This window comes from Aquimarina sp. KJ22-3 (assembly GCF_055808215.1).
Genome location: NZ_CM147859.1, coordinates 101938 through 123543, shown reverse-complemented (window position 1 = coordinate 123543; position 21606 = coordinate 101938). Strand labels below are relative to the sequence as shown.

Below are 21606 nucleotides of genomic sequence, written 5' to 3'. Positions count from 1 at the left end.
TTAATTACCCTTGGTGTTATTTATCACATGGGTTTTAGAAATCAAAGTACCATTGCCCATCATTCCTTCGATGTGCAGGGTTACGTTATCAAGGCTCGTATTGGGGATTTTAAATATGGCTAATCCATTCTCGTCGAATGCTAACTTGGGCTTCCAGAAAATAGTTCCATAATTCACGAAAAACGGATCATTATAAGTGATATATCCGGGGTTATAGAATTCTTTTACAGGTTCAAAACCTTTTTTAAACTCGTATTCGATGTATTCCTTATTTGGTGTACGAGTTCTTAGCAATGGAAATCGTCTGGAATAAATACGTATCGAACCGCCTCGTCCTGCTCTAGAACCAGCACCATAGTTCGTTCTATCCATATAGATTCTATCGACATCTTGCGTTCTATAATCCCATAGAATACCATGATCTGATAATAAAACATCATCCAAATAAACAGCCACAGGTTTGGGTTTCTCTTCCTCCTCGGGATCAGGAGGCTCTAGTTGTCCACTGCCATTAGTAGAACCTGTCGAACCAACAATAGCAGCACCGATAGGAAGTATTGATATATCGGTTGGACTTTGATTGAAAACTCTAAACTTTCCTGTTGATCTGATATAATCTAATATCGAAAAGTACTGCTCAGCTTTCTCTAAAGTTATTTTTGTCGAGTTCAACTGAAAATACTTGGGAATACTTATTCGACTTGTTTTTTCTAACTCCTTTCGGCTACTCCCCTTTAGTTGTACTGCCTCTAATTCTTGAATATTGTCGGTAAAATTGTAAGGTACTACCACCTTATTCTGTATTCTTTGTTCAGATTGTCTTTCTGAAATTGGAGATATGTTCGCAAAAGGTCGATTGATTCTTTCGGATTGTACCTGAAGATAAGCCCCGGATTTTTTAAAACTTCCTTTAGCCATAATCCCAGAAATTTTAAGTTTCTCTCCTTTTTGTGGGAAAAAATTCTCTACCTCAAAAGTGTTGTCTTGATTTACCTCGACCAATTTAGCTCCGTTATTAATCGATGGGTAAAAATATACTTTATCGACCTTGATCTTTTTCTTATTTTGAATCTTTCCCGTAATCTTAAAGCCTTGATTGAAATTATAGCGAACTTCTGGGGTATGCTTAAAAATATGCTCCCAGGTAAACTTACTCCAACCTTGAGAGATCAGTAGCAAATCCAGATCATATATTTTGTCACGATCAATATTGGTAAAATAATGCTTCGCATTTTCTATATATCCCTTAAGGTAGGGCTGCAATAGCATTGCCGACCGTATATTATCTTGATGTGTATACGCTTTGGTTTCTGATGGTAATACAGAAACACTGAGATCATAGGCAATAGTTTTATTGGGTGCTTGCACTGCAATCGATACAGAATCCGAAGAAGTAGTATTTCTCAGGATTGTAATCTCATCTTCTGTGGTTTCAACAGGATTAAAGATCAATCGTTCCAAAACGGGTGTGTTCTCTTTGAAAAGGGTTATGGTGTTCATTCCTGTATACAGATCAGAACGTGGAATAGAAATCGTTTTCTTTAGTTCTTTTGACTTGAAATAAATTTTCATCTTTTTTGAAAGATGGTTCTTTCGGATGAGTACCATATAGTCACTAAATACCAATTCCTTTATGGTTGCTTCATTGGTATTAAATTGCATAACCACCTCATCTTCCATAAGGTTATTGATACTCAAGCTTACGCCTTTATCATTAATCTTAGGGAATTCCGCTTCAACTTCATCACCATTTTTAAGTTGTATCAAAGCTCGATATTGCTTTCCAGGTATTGGGGTTATATTGAATTTACCCAATCCTAACGTGTTCGAAGAAAAGGTGGTTACTTCATTACCCAATTCATCCTGTACTACACCTTGATCAAACCCAACGCCATACCCTTGATCATTAATTAATTTGAAACCAATGGTGTTGAAGGTATTCGCAACTATGTGTCCTCCTTCTGGAAGCAACTGAAAATCATAGTTTTCTATTTTCCTTGAAGTTTGTGCAGGAAGTTCATCTTTGATGATTTGTATCTTTTGGGTGTACGTCTCATCTTCTATAAAGTTATGCATCCAATGGGTAGCAGCTCTTATAAAATACGTACCACTGCTCCAGCCGTTATCTACCAGAATATTCCCTTGAAAACTGCCGTTATTACCCATAAATATCCCATCATACACTTCATTACCTTGTTCATCAAAAATTTCAACTTCAAAATTGGTGGTATTTAACGAAGGTAAATTGTTTTGGCGATCATAGGCGTAGCCCTTGAACCAGATTTCTTCTCCAGTGATATAGATGCTTTTGTTCACATGAAGATATAGGGTTTCTCTAGGGATATTAAAATAAGACGCATTGGCTTCTACTACATTGGTGTCTTTTTCTTGTGAAAAAACAGGGAATGCAGAGATTAATAGGGTTAATAACCCAAATAGATGTTTTTTCATATGTTTTCTATGAATTAGATGTAGTTAGTTACTTAGATTATAAATGTTGCTTACAGGATTATTTTATTTTGTGTGTTTTAGAAATCAGACTCCCGTCACTCATCATTCCTTCGATGTGTAAGGTTACATTCTCTAAGCCTGTATTCGGGATTTTAAACACGGCAGTGCCTGTATTATCAAAATGCAATCTAGGTTGCCAGTGTATGGCTCCATAATTCACAAAAAACGGATCTTTATAATTGGAATATCCAGGATTGTAAAACTCTTGGGTAGGCTCAAAGCCTTTGGTAAACTCATATTCTAGATAGCTCTTATCTCCATCATGAGTTCGCACCAATGGATATCTTCGAGTATACAACCTTATCGTTCTTCCCGCTCCCCTTGCGCCTGCGCCGTACCCAATAGTATCAGTGTATATCCTATCAATATCTGCGGTTCTTAAATCCCACAAAATCGCTAGGTCCGGAAGCAGAAAATCATCCAAATAAACATTTACACCTGTTCCAATTCCAATAGGTGGTGCCTCACCAACTGGCAAACTTACAGTAGTTCCACTTCTAGGAAGAATACGTATAAATGCCGCATTGTCTCTTTGCACATTAAATTTTCCTGTGGACTGAATATAATCTAATATCGAATAATACCGCTCCGCTTTCTCTAGCGTAATCTTCTTAGAATTCAACTCAAAATACTTAGGGATCTGTATCCTACTCGTCCTTTCCAATTCCTTTTCACTACTTCCTTTTAGTTCTACAGTCTCCAATTGTTGTACATCACTTAAAAAGTTATAAGGTACTACTACCTTATTCTGGATTTTTCGGGTGTACTGCTTTTCCGCTATTGGGAACGTATTCAAAAATGGTCGGTGTATCCGATTGGATTGCACCTGCAGATATAGTCCTGATTTCTTAAAATCTCCTTTGGTTTTAATTCCAGAGATTCTTAGTTTTTCTCCTTTTTGTGGGAAAAAATTATCAACCTCAAATGTATTATCTTGATTTACCTCAACCAGCTTTGCTCCATTATTGATCGTTGGATATAGATATACATTATCTACTTCTTCTCTTTTCTTGTCCTGAATCTTACCAGTAATCCTGAAGCCTTGATTAAAGTTATATTTCACCTCTCGACTGTTATTAAAGATGTTTTCCCATTTGTATTTGCTCCATCCTTGGGTAATTAATAACAAATCCAGATCGTATATTTTATCTCTGTCAACATTGGTAAAATAGCGTTTCTCGTTTTCTATAAAACCTTTTATATACGGTCTTAATAACATTGCCGAATGAATGTTGTCTGCATGCGCATAGGCTTTGGTCTCTGATGGTAATACCGAAACACTAATATCATATGCACTATCCCAATTAGGTACTGCTACTTCTACCATTAAAGAATCCTTTGCCGTGCTGTACGAACTTACTTTAATCCCATCTTCTTGTATAGTGATAGGGTTAAATACCAGACGTTCCAAAACGGGAGTGTCTTCTTTAAACAGAGTAATTACATTTATTCCTGCATATAGATCTGAACGCCTTATCGATAGTTTCTTTTTCAATTCTTTTGACTTAAAGCGAACTTTTATCTTTTTAGAGAGATGATCATTTCTAATAAGTATTGCGTAGTTGTCCTTTATGAGTTCTTTTATCGTATTAGCATTGGTGTTGAACTCTATGGCGAGTTCCTCATCAATTAAATTATTAATGCTTATACTAACTCCTTTGTTTTCGATTTGCGGAAATTTACCTTCAATCTCACGACCATCCTTGAGCTTAATCAGCGCTTGATAGGTCTTGCCTAATGCAGGAGTAATGTTAAACTTACCCAATCCCAAAGCATTCGAAGAAAATGTGGTCACTTCGTTACCCAACTCATCCTGGATCACACCACGATCAAAAGCAACACCATATCCCTGGTCATTGATGAGTTTGAAACCGATGGTGTTAAAGGTATTCGCAACTACATGCCCTCCTTCTGGAAGTAATTGAAAGTCATATTGAGTTTTTTCTGAAGGTACCACCTCTGGAAGCTCGTCCCTGATGATGCGTATTTTTTTGACGTAGGTCTCATCTTCAACAAAATTGTGCATCCAATGGGTAGAGGTTCTCATAAAATACGTACCGCTACTCCAGGTAGAATCTACTTTTATATTCCCTTGAAAACTACCATTGTTCCCCATAAAAACACCGTCGTAGACTTCGTTGCCTTGTTCATCAAAAATCTCGACTTCAAAATTGGTGGTATTAACAGAAGGAAGGTTATTTTGCCGATCATAGGCATATCCTTTAAACCAAATCTCCTCGCCAGTAACATAGGTGCTCTTGTTAACATGAAGGTATAAGGTCTCTCGGGGAACTTCAAAATAAGAAGCATTGGCTTCTTCTACAGTCACAATATCTCCGTCTTGTGCAAAAACGGGGAGTGAAATAAACAGTAAGGCCAAAAATTGAAATAGATGGTTTTTCATATGTTTTCTATGAATTAGATAAGTTAGTTACTTCGCTTAGAACTACTTTGTTGTTTGATTACTTTACTTTTTGTGTTTTAGACACTAAACTCCCATCACTCATCATTCCTTCGATGTGTAAGGTTACATTGTCTAAGCCCGTATTCGGGATTTTAAACACAGCGGTACCTGTTTTATCAAAACGTAATCTAGGCTGCCAATATATGGCTCCATAATTCACAAAAAACGGATCTTTATAATTGGTATATCCAGGATTGTAAAACTCTTTGGTAGGCTCAAAGCCTTTGGTAAACTCATATTCCAGATACTCCTTATCCTTATTATCACCTCTTACCAACGGATATTTTCTGGTATATATCCTAATCGATCCAAAAGCTCCAGCTCTGGCACCTCCTCCATAACTGATTCGATCCATATAAATACGATCTACATCAGCGGTTCTTAAATCCCATAGAATACTTAATTCCGAGAGTAAAATTTCATCCAAATAAACCGCTACTTCAGTTCCGTTTGCCAATTGACCAAGTATTTCTTCGGTAGGATCTTGACCTACAGGTAGGCTATATTGCGGAGCCCATGGTGGTAAAATACGTACAGATGATGCATTGTCACGAAGTACTGTGAATTTTCGAGTGGACTGAATATAATCTAATATCGAATAAAACTGCTCTGCTTTTTCTAATGTGATTTTTTTAGAATTCAACTCAAAGAATTTAGGGATTTGAATGCTGCTAGTTCTCCCTAGTTCTTCTTCAGCATCTCCTTCTAATTCTACCGTTTCTAATTCTTGTATATCACTCAAAAAGTTATAAGGTACTACTACCTTATTCTGGATCTTTTGGGTATACTGTTTTTCTCCTATTGGGAACGTATTAAAAAATGGTCGGTGGATTCGATTGGATTGCACTTGCAGGTATAGTCCGGACTTATTAAAATCCCCTTGGGCTGCTATCCCAGAGATTCTTAATTTCTCTCCTTTTTGTGGGAAAAAGTTATCGATTTCAAAAGTATTGTCTTGATTTACCTGTACAAGCTTTGCTCCATTGTTGATAGTTGGATATAGATATACTTTATCCACGGCTTCTCTTTTCTTGTCCTGGATTTTGCCTGTAATTCTGAAACCTTGATTAAAGTCATATTTAACTTCTGGGTTGTTATTGAAAATATGCTCCCATTTAAACTTACTCCATCCTTGAGTGATCAGTAACAAATCCAAATCGTAAATGTTATCTCGATCAATATTGGTAAAATAACGCTTCTCATCTTCTATAAATCCTTTGATGTAGGGTCTTAGCAACATCGCCGAATGGATATTGTCTGAATGCGAATAGGCTTTAGTCTCCGACGGTAGTACCGATACACTTAGATCATATGCACTATTCCAATTGGATAATGTCACGGCAATTGACAAAGAATCCTTGGTTGCACCATAAGCACTTACCTTGATCCCATCATCTTGTATATTTATTGGATTAAACACCAAACGCTCCAAAACAGGCATGTCTTCTTTGAAAAGGGTCAATATGTTCATTCCTGCATATAGGTCTGACCGCTTTATGGATAGTTTCTTTTTTAACTCTTTCCCTCTAAAACGTACTTTTACTTTTTTGGAAAGATGATCATTTCTGATGAGTATGGTATAATCATCTTTTAGCAATTCTTTTATTGTATATGCATTCGTATTAAGCTCTATAGCCAACTCATCTTCGATCAGATTATTGATACTTATACTAATTCCTTTTCTTTCAATTTGTGGAAATTTACCTTCAATCTCACGACCGTCATTGAGTTTGATTAATGCTCGATACGTCTTACCCAAGGTTGGTGTAATATTGAACTTACCCAATCCTAAAGCATTTGAAGAAAATGTAGTTACTTCGTTACCCAATTCATCCTGGATCACACCTCGATCAAAGGCTACACCATATCCCTGGTCATTAATCAATTTGAAACCAATAGTATTGAAAGTATTGGATACCACATGTCCCCCTTCGGGAAGTAACTGAAAATCATATTGTACATTTTCCGAAGTTACTACTTCTGGTAACTCGTCCTTGATAATACGTATCTTTTTGGTATAGGTCTCGTCCTCTGCAAAATTATGCATCCAATGGGTAGAAGCTCTCATAAAATAGGTGCCACTACTCCAGGTAGAGTCCACTTTTATATTTCCTTGAAAACTACCATTGTTGCCCATAAAGACCCCATCGTAGATTTCTTTACCCTGTTCATCAAAAATTTCAACTTCAAAATTGGTAGAATTAATCGAAGGAAGATTGTTTTGTCGATCATATGCATATCCCTTAAACCAGATCTCTTCTCCAGTGACATAAGCACTCTTATTAACATGAAGATATAAGGTTTCTCGAGGAACTTCAAAATAAGAAGCATTGGCTTCTTCTACAGTAACAATATCTCCGTCTTGCGCAAAAACGGGAAGTGAAATAAACAGTAAGGCCAGAAATCTAAATAGATGGTTTTTCATAAGCTTTGTGAATTATTGAGTTGATTACTAGACAAAAACACCCCATTGTGAATATTTTAAAAATACTCAATAAATGGGGTGAATTCTGTTTATAAATTCACAAATATTATACCGACCTTAAGAGATTTAAGTTAATTTTTTGCCAATACTTCTAATTAAATGTTATGGTTTTCATAATTGCCTCTAATTCAAACATATTGTCTCGCTTGTTTACCGAAGGGGCAAATACAAAACCTTCAAGCACTAATAATCTATTATTTGGCTTATCTTCTATAGCGTAGTTTACAAAAGGACCCGCCATAAATCTATTTTTGACTTCCCAGGTTCCTTTGGTTTCGAAAGCAAACCTTCCATCAAGATTCGTTTCGTACAAATAGGGGGCATACGCTTGTTCTGTAACGAATTTCCCTACCTCTTCAGTTGGAATTTTTACAGCACCGATAGAATCTCTCATCTTTACAATACTCGCTACCGTATTCGAATCTTTACTGATGGTATTCATCGGAAGCTCGTATATCATCAAATTCATGCTACCGTGTTGAATATCTTTACGAATCCAGAAAAAATCCTCTTCTTCTACTGCAATACGATACGCACTAGGTATATCGAGATTGATTCCTAATTTTTCGGGTAATTGAGGTATCTTTTCTAATGACTTCCTAATTCTTGCTTGTTTTTCTTTAGTTTCGACCAGTTTGAATTTGGCGACGATGGTTTCATAGTTTTTGATCAACTCATTTGCCACATCTTCTTCCGTTTTTCCTGAAATGACATATCCTACCTGTGGGGTAGCAAACTTATTGGTAAGTACTTGAAAATTGTTTTCTCCTCCCTTATTGATTTGTAAAAACGTTCTATTCTTTCGAGCTAGCCCAGAAAAGGCTGTTTTTGGCATTTGACGCATCGAAAACAAAGGCTCTTCCTGTGGAAGTCCTGGAACTTCGGCTCCAAAATATTTACGTATGGTATCCCCTAGTTTCCCTTTCCATAAATCATTATCAATAACAACAGAAAGCTCATTGATCTTTCCAACAGAGTGGGCCATCGCCCCTTGCGAAGACTTCTTTTTTCAGTTTTGGTTTCTGTGCATGCAAGTAGACACAGCGCACCAATAATGGTGAGTGCTATTTTTTTCATAAGATATTGTTTGCGGTTATGACTTCGAAAGCTTCAGTTTCATACCTGGCTTTATACCACTACCGCTAATATCGTTCCAATTTTTAAGATTTTCGACGCTTATCCCCTTAAATTTTTGCGAAATACTCCATAAGGTATCTCCAGACTTGACAACGTAAGTCTCTATATTAGGGTCAATAGGCTTACTTTTTACGGATGTCTTCTTTTTTACAGGAGCGTCTACAACAGGTCTTCTTGGATAAATAGTAAGTCGTTGCCCTATCCTTAGATTATTGCTTCGCAAACCATTCCATCGTTTAATCTGGCTTACTCGTACACCATATTTTCTTGCTATTCTCCCTAGATAATCTCCACTGCGAACGCGATATCTGATTCTATCATTAGCTTCAAAATATTTTGGCAACGGTTTTTCGCGCTTATCGAATTCTGCCTTAGCCCTTGCGTAAATTGTATCCTCGTTGGCTACAAAGGCTCCCACCTCATTCAAAGGCAATCGAAGTACATAGTCCTCGTCCTTGATGTATGGAATAATATCTAGCTTGTAAGAAGGGTTTAAGAATTGTAATTCTTCAACATCGATATTCATGTATTCTGAAACCTGATCCAAAGTGATCATTTGTTTTACCTTGATCGTATCGGTTTCAAAATATCCAAACTCTGGTCTTTTGGGTTTGAAACCATGCTTGTCGGCATACTCAAAAATGTACATCGTAGCTAGAAATGCTGGTAAATACCCAGCAGTTTCTCGAGGTAGGTTGTGTCGTATATTCCAATAATTGGTATATCCTCCACTGCGTCTAATCGCTTTGGTTACATTACCTGGCCCAGAATTATAAGAGGCCAAAGCCAAATCCCAGTCTCCAAATATTTCATACAGCTTTGCCAAATACTTACACGCCGCTTTGGTGGCCATGATGGGGTCCATACGCTCATCTACATACGAACTTACTTCTAATCCATACATTTTTCCTGTTCCGTACATAAACTGCCATAATCCTGTAGCTCCTACTCTAGATTTTGCTCTCGGCTTCAGTGCAGACTCGACAATGGCTAAGTATTTAATTTCTAAAGGAATATTTTGGTTATCTAGCTCTTGCTCAAAAAGTGGGAAGTAAAAATGACTTAGCGCCATAAGTCGCTCCAGATGCTCATGTCTATTTTTAAGGTATCTCTTGATCACACTTTCCAGAGAAGGATTGTATTCTACATTAAAAGGCGTACGTGCGTTAAGTTCTGCCAATCGGGCCTTCAGTGTATCTGTGGGTAAGTCTACATATTCTACCGGTTCGTATTCGAGTTCGGTTACCGATTTATAGATGCTATCAAATAAACTAGAATTGTATAGTTCTTGTTTCCAAAGAGAATCCAGACGAGATAACTTTGGATGATCCTTTGCAGCATAAATCACACTATCCTTAACACTGGTAGAAGTAACCGTTGTTGTTTGTAACTCAATTCCTGTTTTGATAATCTTGGTGGTATCTATGACCGTTACTGTATCTTGTTGAAGGCCCACATTTTTTTCCAGTACAATTTCCTTGGTGTTCTCTGGATCGGTTTCAGGTGTGGGTTCCTGAGCCGAAACTGTAGTTAGTATTGCCAAAAAACAAAAAAATAATGCATACTTATTTTTCATTCCAATCATCTTACGATACGGTTTAATTCTTTTTACAACTATTTAGGGAATTCTGGGGTAAAAAGCATTGCTGTCAACATGTTATCAACAATACATCAGCGAAAATCGCATTTTTTTCTAAAATCCAAAAGATCAAGACGTTAAAAACATTAAAAAACCGGTTCAAATGACCGGTTTTATCTTAATTCTTACAAAAAATGTTGATTTTCCTACTAAAATCTGCTATTTATTAGTTTTCTATTGCTGCAATTCCAGGAAGTGTTTTTCCTTCTAAACTTTCCAGCATCGCTCCTCCACCGGTAGATACATAACTCACTTTATCTCCAAAACCGAATTGTTTTACCGCTGCTACCGAATCTCCTCCACCTACTAGTGAAAATGCTCCATTTTGTGTAGCTTCGGCAATCGAATGTCCAAGTGCTATCGTTCCTTTGGCAAAACTTTCCATTTCAAAAACACCTAATGGACCATTCCAAAGAATGGTTTTTGATTGCAAAATAACGTCATGAAAATTCGTTAATGTTTCAGGTCCTGCATCCAATCCCTGCCATCCTTCTTTTATGGCATCTACCTTCATGATTTCAGTATTGGCATTGTTATCAAAAGCATCTGCTCCCAAAACATCTACAGGTAAATGTATCTGAACTCCTTTTTCTGCAGCCTTCTTTAAAATTTCTAGTGCCAATTCTTGTTTATCATCTTCGCAGATCGAATCTCCGATTTGTCCACCTTGAGCTTTTACAAAAGTATAGGTCATTCCACCACCAACGATCAAATGATCTACCTTATCCAAAATGTTTTCGATAATTGTAATTTTTGAGGACACTTTTGATCCTCCTAACACTGCAGTAACAGGTTTCTCTCCGCTACGCAATACCTTATCAATACTTTCGATCTCTTTGGCCAATAGGCTTCCAAAACATTTCTGATCCGGAAAAAATTGAGCCACAACCGTTGTAGAAGCATGAGCTCTGTGCGCAGTTCCAAAGGCGTCGTTTACATAAATATCTCCTAGTTTGGATAATTGCTCGGCAAAAGCTTCATCTCCTGCTGTTTCGCTAGGATGGAATCGTAAGTTTTCTAACAACAATACCTCTCCTGGGTTGAGTGCTTCTACAGCATCTTCGGCTTCCTGACCAACACAATTTGCTACAAACTTTACCTGCACACCCAATACTTCGGATACTTTTTCTACAATATGACGTAACGAAAACTCATCCTGAACCCCTTTTGGTCGCCCTAAATGCGACATCAAAACCGCACTACCTCCATCTTCAAGAACTTTGATAATGCTAGGCTTGGCTGCCTGAATTCTTGTATCATCGGTCACCTCGAATCCTTCATTCAAGGGCACATTAAAATCAACTCGTATTAGGGCTTTTTTATTTTCGAAATTATAGTCACTGATTGTCTTCATTTTACTGGTATTGGATTGAGCAAACGAAAATAATTTTATTTCATTAAAAACCTCTGAATTATCAAGAAAAAAATCTACGAAAACGATAGTAAATTTTAAGTTTTATTGATTTTTTACAAAAACTGCTTTTTTGATGGAAAAATGATATTCCATAAACTTGTCACAATCCTAATTAATAGTGCTTCATTTTATGGGGTACCTCATACTTCTTTTTATATTTGCCTATGCTTTTTTCCGAAATTTTAGGACTGCAACATATCAAAAGTTATCTCACTACAAGTGCAGATCGACAACGTATCCCGCATGCACAACTTTTTGTAGGTCCTAATGGGAGCGGCACACTCCCAATGGCAATTGCCTATGCGCAATATATTTTATGCCAGAATAAAAACGCAGAAAACACAGAAGGGAACCACGCCTGTAATATCAAATTTGATCATCTGGCGCATCCGGATTTACATTTTGTATATCCCGTAGCTATCAATTATAAAGTCAAAAAGCATCCTACATCAGATCAATTTGCTGAGGAATGGAGAACATTCGTTAAGGAGAATCCCTACGGAAGTATCTTTGATTGGTATCTCTCTTTGGGAATCGAAAACAAGCAAGGGCAAATAGGAGTTGATGAAGCCTTGGAAATTGTAAAAAAGCTTTCGCTCAAAAGTTATGAAGGTGGATACAAGGTGATGTTGATCTGGATGGCAGACAAAATGAATATTGCGGCTTCCAACAAGTTGTTGAAACTTATCGAAGAACCCCCAGAGAAAACCATATTTATCTTGATTACCGAGGATCAGGAACAGCTTATCCAAACGATCAGATCCAGATGTCAGGTTTTACATTTCCCTCCTTTGGGTGAGCAAGTGATTCAGGAAGCGCTTCAAAAAAACGAAAATCTATCTGATACACAAGCATTAAAAATCGCCCACCAGGCCAACGGTGATTACAGCAAGGCATTACACTTATTGCACCACGATGGTGGTGATGAACAATTTGAAGAATGGTTTATACAATGGGTACGAACAGCCTTTAGAGCCAAGGGTAACAAATCTGCTGTAAATGATTTGATCACCTGGAGTGAATCGATTGCCAAAACAGGTAGAGAAACCCAAAAACGTTTTTTGAACTATTGTCTGGATTTCTTCAGACAAGCACTCTTACTCAATTACGGAGCCGAACAATTGGTGTTTTTGGAACCTCAAACTAGTGGATTTCAACTCGAAAAATTTGCACCTTTTATACACGGAGCAAACATCATGGATATTTGTAATGAATTGCAGGATGCTGCTTATCATATCGAACGTAATGGGAATGCAAAGATCATACTCACGGATCTCTCAATTAAACTCACACGATTGTTGCATCGCAAAAGTGTTTAAGTCCATTATTTTATCTTCTTAAATCTTACCTCTATATTTGAGCTTTACAAAATCGCTCAACTATGGATAATTTTATGACGCATATCGTCTCAATTACTATTCTATTATTTCTCTTAATCACCTTTTTACAATCTGGGATTGACAAATTAGTAGATTGGAAAGGAAATCTTTCTTGGTTAAAAGAACATTTTGCAGCCACTTTTATGGGTAAAATGGTACCACTTTTACTATTGGTTGTTTTGGTGATAGAGGTTGTAACCGCTGTATGCAGTATCATTGGTATTTATCATCTCATTATGGATAACAACACCTATTTTGGTACGCTGGCTATGTTTTTGGGATGTATTACACTCTTGCTCCTTCTTTTTGGTCAACGTGTAGCCAAAGACTATCAGGGAGCACTCACTATTACCTGTTACTTTATTGTTGCTATTTTTGGATTGTATGTAATCACACCATAAAAAAAGGAGCATCGGTAAATGATGCTCCTTTTTTCTTATCAGTTGACTCACTATTCTTTGATGAGTTTTACAATCACTTCTCTACGGTTCGGAGTTTTGATTTTTGCGAAATAGATTCCGTTACGCAAACTAGCGATGCTATATGAGTTTTGATTGGTTTTCATCACCAGTTTCCCCATTACATCATAGATCAATACTTCTTCTACTTCTGTATTTAATCGAACCCTACCTTTTGAAGGATTAGGAAATGCTACAATCTCTTTATCTATAGTAGCTACTTCACTTTTTACTCTGAAATAATAGATTTTTTCGTTGTTCCCAGAACGTGTGATAAAGTTAACTACTACTCGATATTCTCCTGCTTCAGTAAAGGTATTGCTCGTTCCATTTCCTATGTCAAACCAATCTGAAGTACATACAGAGTCTGAGGTTGGGCAGTTATCTTCTAATTCGATATCACAAGTAATCTCATCCAACTTCTGCCATACTATTGAAAGTACATTGAGTAAAGGAAGATCTACCACTTCTCCTTGTTCGTCCTGTATGGTAACTACCGGATAACTTTGACCAGTAATGGCACAAACTAAAATCTCTTCGGCATAAGTAACAATTGGATTTTTATCTTCTTCAACAATAGTTACTGTTGCAGTTTGTACACTACACCCTCCATTATCCGAAACTACTATTTGATGGTCTCCAGCTGCTACCTGGGTAAAGACGTAATTGTTGTCCTCTACAATAATTGGAGCCTCATCATCCAAAGCAATACTGAACGGCCCGTTTCCTGTGATAATATTAACCAGGATTTCTCCATTTTCTCCTGGGTTGGTAGGATTCGTGCCTTCTACCACAATACTTACTTCTTCATACTCTTCTACCAGAATCGTTCCCACAGAGACTTCGCATCCACCTGCACTTAGGGCGCTTCCTTCGTACTCACCAGGCTCCACAGCAAATATTCCTGATGTATTACTCGTTTCTGAAGGATTTGGAGTTCCATTAATTCCCGCTAGCGAGTAAATCACATCTGTGTTTGGTGTATTACTGTCCAATTCTATACGAACTTCATAAACCGGTGTTGGTGTACCACTATCCGAAGCACATGCCGAATTAGCGATTAGTGTTCCCCTAAAATCAATTCCTTCTGAAATTTCTATCGGAAGCGTAACTCTGCAACCATTGGCATCACTAACAAAAACAGTGGTAATACCAGCAGGTAAATTTGTATAACTGAATTTATCGATTACAAAATCAGCATCATTATTAGTGATATTTGTCAAATATGGTGGCGTTCCCCCTGAAATGGCAATAGTAAATTCCCCATCACTATTTCCTGAACAGGTCTCAGGGATTATATTGATCACATTTGCTACAATTGGTGTGGGCTCAGGAATCACAACACTAATTATCTGACTACAACCATTGGCATCCTGAACTAACACTTCATAATTACCAGCAATTAGTCCTTCAAAAGTATGAGCGTTTAACACTCCATCGGATTCATCACTAAAAAACAGACCTGGATTTGAAGCCAAAGCATACGAATATGGTGGTGTCCCCCCTGTTACTTGTACTCTTATGGTCCCATCATTATCTCCTACACATAAAATCGAAGTTGTTATATCCGCTGCCCCAACTAACTCTTGAGGCTGCGTAATCACAAAAGGAATGGTAGACGAACTAACTCCATCGCTAGCCACCGTGTAATTATAATTTCCTGCAGCCAAATCTCTAAACTCACTATTGGATTGTGGTCCAACAGTAATGGTGCTTCCAAAGAAATTAGTTCCAGTAAGTATATATTGATAATTTCCTGTGCCTCCTGTTACATCAGCACTTACCACAGCTGTGCTTTGTGCATAACAATTGATAAAGGTGGATCCAAGATCCAAAGTTACCTCAAGGTTCTCTATTACAGGCTCTTGTAAAGTTACTGGAAATTCTACACGGCAAGAATTACTATCATCGATGCTAACTACATAATCTCCAGGATCCAAATCAACAAATAAATTGGACGTAGCAGTAATTGGCCCAATGCCATCACCGGTTAATGTATAGAAATAAGGCGGTGTTCCTCCCGCTGTATCTATCTCAATTTGCCCTCCGGTTTGCGCGGTTGGATCAGTTACTGTAAAACTGGCTGTTATGGGTTGTGGTTCTGAAACTACTACGTTTGCAGCAACGTTACAAAATGGTGCTTCGGTAGCAGTTATTTCCACGGTATACACTCCGGCCAACAAATTAGTAACAACAAAAGGTCCCGCATTGGTATTTCCTGTTCCTGAAATGGTGGTAACATTGGTTACATTATAGTCATACGATCCTGTATATCCTGAAACTTCAATTGTAATTGAGCCATCACTATCTCCAAAACAAGTAATGTCTGAAGCGACCAATGCCTGTATTTCAATACTGTCAAAAGGATCAATTGAATACGATGGTGTATCAAAATTACATCCTGTCGCCAAATCTGTAATTCTAAACGTATACGATCCTACATTCGATAATGGGAATACTGCAGTTGTTTCTATTCCCGCAGTCGCTCCGTTATCACCAGTGCCCTGGGCAACGGTTTGACTTGTAACAGCTCCATTAAGCTCCTCAAAAAGAAAAGGACCAACACCTTCGGTAATAGAAACAATTACCGTTTCTGGGTTATTACATGAAATTTGTCCTCCATTTATTGCAGTAGCATCTCTAACCACTGTTGGATTATTAATCGGAGACGTAGCATCAAAAGTAAAGCCTTTACTTAATGTACAAGAATTATCAGATCTTTGGGCTGTAAATGTATAGTTCACTCCACCATCCAAAACAAAAATTCCTGAATTCGCATCTCCAGAGATAGGAGCTGGTATAACCGAATATAGATACGCTGGTCCTGCTGGTAAAGCAGAAACAGTTACTTCAATGTTTTGGGTATTGCAATCTATATTTCCAATCGTTGCATTAATGTCATCTATTTCTTGTAATGGATTAACAGTGATAGCAAAAGATGTTGTACAATCACTAGTCCCTTGATTTCGTAAATACAAGGTATAATTGCCTGCAGTACTCACAGGAATATCAAAAGGGTCTGCTACAACTGTGGTAAATCCTCCTGTTGGACTAAGGCTCCATTCGTAGCTTCCTGAACCTCCAGAAATGGCATTAACGTTAATAATTGCATCTTCGGTTCCTGGACTACAACTTAATTCACGCATTACGGATACCGTTGCATTTATTGGTGACGGTATTGTAACGGTTTGCACAGCCGACGTAACTGCACATATAGGATCTCCTGACGGATCGGATGTATTGTTATGCAATACTTCGATATAATAAGATCCCCCAGCAACATTGGCAAACGTTAAATTTCTCTCTGTACTGGTTAGTTTTTCTATTTCTGCATCTGTAGAAGCATCTACCAATCGATAGGTATACGTTCTTCCTGCCACTGCTGGAGATACCTGAATACTGATCTCTCCACTATCTGTTGCACAAGCAGCATTAATGGTCTCTACGTTATCGACGTTTATCGCACTATAAGGAACGATACCCGTAATATTAGCTTCAATAATACAAGGAGGGGTTCCTGCAGGAACATTAGTATCGGTGACAAAGAAAGTATATGTAGCACTTGGATCAGCAGAAATAGGAATTTCAAACACATTATTGGTTTGGAAATTGTCTGAACCATCATCATACAAATAGTCTCCCGCTCCCGAAGTTACATTTACCTGAACTAAAGCCCCTGTATCACATGTTTCCGGAGCTATTAACACTGCCTCTGCTGTAAAATTTGGTGCGCTATTAATGGTCACTGTTTCGGTAAACACACAATCCGTCGCTGGAAGATTAGTAACCACCTCAACTGTATAAGTTCCTGGCGCAAGACCAGTTTGTGTGTAGATTCCATTATTAGCATCACTATTGAGAACAACAATTGGTGAGCTCAAATTCCCTCCAGAAATAGTGTATTGATATTCTGGTATGCCTCCAATTACTTCTATGTTGATTCTTCCAAAACCATCACCATTGGCATCGTTGATACAAGTGGGATCTGTAGCCGTAATCTGTACTGTTGGATTAATTTCAGGAACATTGATGGTTGCTGTATACTCGCATCCTGGGAATGTGGTATCTATGGCATACACCGTAATGTCTCCTCCACTTCCTGAAGGTATAGGGAAAACAGGTGTATTACTATACGGTCCACCTGAAGTCAAACTAAACTCAAAATTTAAAGGCGCATTGGTTACCTCAACGCTTCCAGCATTGCCGCATTCTATAGGTTGCATAGTGAGTTCGGGCTGATAATCGGTTTTGGATACACTAAAATAAAATGGAGTAAAACATCCCCCGTCAAACTCTGCCAGGATTCTATAGTCTCCTTCTTCAGAAACTGTAAAACTAGGCGTATTCCCTCCTGGTTCCTCTACCCAATTTGTATCCGTACAGTCTCCTGATAATAAAGAACAAGGATCATTTGTATCTGATACACATGCACCACTTGGTGCTAATCGTTGCCACGAGAAGGATACTAAATTAAGCGTTGGATCAAAATTAGTTTCTAATAAAAAGTCCTGATCTCCACATAGCAGAATTTGTGGAATTTCTATACCACTACAATTTTCAGAAATGACATTAGTTCCGTTTACATAATCCAAAATCGGATTAGAAATGGCTCTAAAACTTGAAACATTAAATTCTTCTGTAAGCGCTACACAAGTTCCATCAGCTGGATTTGTATCTTCTTTAATTACGGTATACGTTCCTTCTTGAGCGTTGGCAAGGTCAAGAATATTGGCATTAGCTCCTGTTTGAACTATTGGCGATATTATTCCCGGCCCTGACCATGTATATTGATCGTATCCTAATCCTGCAACCAATTGTAAGCTATTCGAACATATCGTAACATCCGTACTACAAGCAGGGATACTTAGCAAAAAGGTTGTTGATTGCCCATTTCCAACCCCACAGCTATCAGAAGCAGTGCTACTTGGAGTTCCAGTTACCGAAACCCCCGACAATTCTCCCACATAAGAAGAGATCGCAGAACTTTGGATATTCTCTGAGCAAGTATCTCGAAGAGATGCACAATCACTTACCAATTGAGCTCTGTATCGAATAAAGATGGGAGCATCTGACGTCTCGACAATCCCTGCAGGAATAGAAAAATCTATTTTACCGGGTGTCGATTGATCATACACCACGCCTGCTGGTAAAGTTGCATCTACTACATTTACCAAATCCATATTTGCAGGGATTTGTGCAGAAACGACTATTGTACCATCCAATAAATTTTCATTTCCGGTATTTTTTATCTCTAACTCATAAAACAATTCATCACCCAACTCTAAAGTGGATCCAGTGATGTCTGTTGTGCCATCTGTTGCGCTTATTCCTCTTTTAAGTACTCTTAGCTCGGGTTCGACAATTTCTGTCGCAAAAGCCGTTAGAAACACCCTGTAGCTATCTTGATCTGTTCTCAGTCTAAAACTTACTTCTTCCTGATCATTTCCAATCAAAGTATTTCCTGCATTTGGTAAATCAAAAATGTCAATATCAAATCCAAGGGTATTTTCTGAACTTGGATTTCTGCTCGTTACAAAAGCATTATTGTTTGTAATTGAACTGTTGAAAAAATTTGAAGAAGGATTATTTCCGCTTACCTCTCCTAAAGGTACATATATGCTTGAGGTATTTAAAATACTCACACCATCTCCTCCGAGGCCTTGATCTCCTTCTAGAGACGAAATTCCAAACTTGGCATTGATTGGTAGCGGTGCAGGAAGTGAAGGCACCCCTGTGTAGGTAAAATCTATATCTGGATTGCTACTTACAATCTGTACGAAACCATCGTTGGTACTAATAAACTTTGGTGTTGCTTGTGGATCTTCATACACTATAACCAATGTCCACCCCCTACAGCTCCAGAAACTCCAGAAGTTTGACCAATTGTAGCATTCATATTAGCAATAGTAAACGTACCATTGGTGTTGTTTTGATCAATAAGATTCGTAATATCTGCGTAACACACGTACGGCACATCGTCTTGTGCAACGTTAGATGGATTTGTTGGTGTATTTCGATATCCGTCGTAAATTATAGAAGTAGCAGTAACATCCGTATAAGAACCTCCAGGCACTTTTACTTTGATGTTTCTAAAATCCGCATCCCCCACTTTTCTGGCATCAAGCAGTGATAAATCAGTTAACTGTTCATCTCCAGTGGTAGTATTGACTACATTGGCCAAAGTTGCATTAACTGTATTTAAAGCCATTTCTGCAATAATAAGATCTCCGTCTTGCTGGCTAAGTCCTACAGTGGGAATGGTAATTGCAGCATCCCCTCCTGCCGGGGCTACAGTTCCACTTTGATTATTTACTATAATAACGGCAATTGCGCCTGCATTTTGCGCATTGATGACCTTTTGTGTAAAAGAACAACTTCCGCGTCGCAATACGGCAATATTCCCTGTTAATTCGGCTCCATTTACCAAAGCGGTGCATCCATCTTCAGTGGTATCCGTATTATCATCTACCAATACCAAATTAGCGGTAATTCCAGGATCTGCTGGAATTTCGACATTTCCGGGAGAAAATTCATTGTCAACTACAGCATAATTGCCTGCAAGGGTAGTGTTGTTGATGCTAAATGTCAATTCGGTTTGCGGAATTCTTTCAAGGTAATACGTAGCAGACCAATACAGTCCCGCATAGGCAATGGTAGTACAACTTGGGTTTGGTGTTACCAAGTCTGCACTACTAGAACTAAATGTAGATGCATCACCATCGATATCGATATAAGCCGAAATGCTATTTCCATTGTTCAAATTTCCATTGTAAGCTGCATTTGGGTCATACACTATATTATCTGTAAAACTATCCTCTAATCCAACGATAGAATTTCCTATCATGGTGAGATCTCCTTGGACCTGATTTAGCTTTACCCTTTCCGCAAGAGGAACAATCTCTTGAGCATAACTTCTTAGGCCATTAAAAATTAATAGTACTCCTAATACCAATAATTTAAAGTGTAATGGTTTTTTCATTCATTTATAGGTTAGTTAATAAAATTAATTTAGGTGTTGTTTCTATAAGTGTCGGTTTTCGAAAAACATTACCCTAAAAAGTGAGAAAAATTTTAAATGGATAAATAAATAATGTTTTGGCGTAAAAAACCACCCTATTTGGGTGGTTTTTACCTGTATGTATTTTCTTAGTAAGTACATCCACATTTACTCTGCCTACAACCAAAGTCAAGTCCTAATGTAATCAAATGTGATCCAGCTGCTGTGGTTGGCTGTAATACTTCATTTACATTCACTTGATATCCATAGGCTACATAAAAATTAGCTTTTTTGATTCCTATCATAGGAGAAACTGATAAGGGTTTAAAATCCTGATCTACCAATGATCTAAGGCTAATTCCTGCCCAATAGTAGTCTCCTCGATGCAGTTTACGCACCTTCAGGTTCAAATCGGTAGTAGAACGGCCATCTCCTGCAAAATTCTGATACAATACCGAAGGTTCTATCTCTATATCACTAAAACGATGATAGAACGTATATCCGGTATAGATGTAATAATTCTGGATGGTAGAAGGTTCTGTTGGATTAAAGTCGTCTATTTCCTTTTGTAATAAGTTTACCGCATTGGCACTCAAAAAGAATCGTCCTAAACGATATAGCAACGCAATATCAAAATTAGAATCATTTACGCTGATATCTGCCAATCCAGGAATTACCGGATTGTCAGGGTCACCATTGTTAAACTCTGAAGTATCAATACCAAACTGGGTAAACTTATAGCTTATACCAAAAGAGAGGTACTGATTATTATATTCACTCAGTGTTAAATGGTGCGCAAATGACAACTGAATCCCTCTTTGGGTAGTAAAACCATTCTGGTCATTAAACAGAATAGCACCTACTCCCGAACGATCTGATATCCGACCATCTATCGAAAGGGATTGTGTTCCCGGAGAGTCTTCAATACTTACCCATTGTTCAAAACCAGAAGCTCTGATCTGCCAACAATCTCCGATTCCCGCATATGCCGAGGATATCAAGTAAGGGTTATCTGCGATGTATTGATTCTGCACAGGAGCAAAAAACTCTTGAGCAAAGGTGCAATAGCTTGCAAACAGACTTAATATTACAATATACTTCTTCATCTACTATTTTTAATTA

The 21606-nt window shown here is 37.9% G+C and carries 11 protein-coding genes; 2 read left to right on the top strand and 9 right to left on the bottom strand.

From position 1 onward, the window contains the following. The 6 genes from AC0L3Q_RS00445 to AC0L3Q_RS00420 all read right to left on the bottom strand — a co-directional run bounded on the left by AC0L3Q_RS00445 (position 1) and on the right by AC0L3Q_RS00420 (position 11590). Positions 1–2451: a hypothetical protein gene (locus AC0L3Q_RS00445; protein ID WP_473284132.1), complete on the bottom strand. Its 2451-nt coding sequence runs from the start codon at positions 2449–2451 to the stop codon at positions 1–3. A gap of 58 nt (positions 2452–2509) precedes the next feature. Beyond that, positions 2510–4915 carry a hypothetical protein gene (locus AC0L3Q_RS00440; RefSeq protein WP_473284130.1) on the bottom strand — a complete coding sequence of 802 codons (2406 nt, stop codon included), beginning with the start codon at positions 4913–4915 and terminating at the stop codon, positions 2510–2512. Positions 4916–4973: 58 nt separating this feature from the next. Beyond that, entirely contained in the window at positions 4974–7400 is a 2427-nt protein-coding gene (locus tag AC0L3Q_RS00435; protein ID WP_473284128.1) for a hypothetical protein, read from the bottom strand. Between the two features lie 151 nt (positions 7401–7551). Continuing rightward, entirely contained in the window at positions 7552–8445 is an 894-nt protein-coding gene (locus tag AC0L3Q_RS00430; RefSeq protein WP_473284126.1) for a DUF4837 family protein, read from the bottom strand. Between the two features lie 108 nt (positions 8446–8553). Beyond that, a complete protein-coding gene (locus tag AC0L3Q_RS00425; protein WP_473284124.1) occupies positions 8554–10173 on the bottom strand; it encodes a lytic transglycosylase domain-containing protein in 1620 nt (539 codons plus the stop codon). A 229-nt stretch (positions 10174–10402) separates the two neighbouring features. Beyond that, positions 10403–11590 (bottom strand): phosphoglycerate kinase, encoded by a 1188-nt coding sequence (locus AC0L3Q_RS00420; RefSeq protein ID WP_473284122.1) that lies wholly within the window; start codon positions 11588–11590, stop codon positions 10403–10405. 224 nt (positions 11591–11814) lie between these two features. Between AC0L3Q_RS00420 and AC0L3Q_RS00415 the strand changes: the two genes are divergently transcribed. Together AC0L3Q_RS00415 and AC0L3Q_RS00410 are read left to right on the top strand one after the other, a co-directional pair. Then, positions 11815–12969, top strand: coding sequence for a DNA polymerase III subunit (locus AC0L3Q_RS00415; protein WP_473284120.1), 1155 nt, complete (start codon positions 11815–11817; stop codon positions 12967–12969). A gap of 62 nt (positions 12970–13031) precedes the next feature. Beyond that, positions 13032–13430, top strand: a complete 399-nt coding sequence (locus AC0L3Q_RS00410) for a DoxX family protein (RefSeq protein WP_473284117.1) — start codon at positions 13032–13034, stop codon at positions 13428–13430. Positions 13431–13480: 50 nt separating this feature from the next. Here AC0L3Q_RS00410 and AC0L3Q_RS00405 read toward each other — a convergent pair whose 3' ends face one another. The 3 genes from AC0L3Q_RS00405 to AC0L3Q_RS00395 form a co-directional block, all read right to left on the bottom strand. Continuing rightward, entirely contained in the window at positions 13481–19318 is a 5838-nt protein-coding gene (locus tag AC0L3Q_RS00405; protein WP_473287024.1) for a T9SS type A sorting domain-containing protein, read from the bottom strand. After that, positions 19318–20466 (bottom strand): PA domain-containing protein, encoded by a 1149-nt coding sequence (locus tag AC0L3Q_RS00400; protein ID WP_473284115.1) that lies wholly within the window; start codon positions 20464–20466, stop codon positions 19318–19320. Before AC0L3Q_RS00400 ends, AC0L3Q_RS00405 begins: the two co-directional genes overlap by 1 nt. Before the next feature lie 167 nt (positions 20467–20633). Beyond that, a complete protein-coding gene (locus AC0L3Q_RS00395; protein WP_473284113.1) occupies positions 20634–21590 on the bottom strand; it encodes a PorP/SprF family type IX secretion system membrane protein in 957 nt (318 codons plus the stop codon). Positions 21591–21606 lie beyond the last annotated feature (16 nt).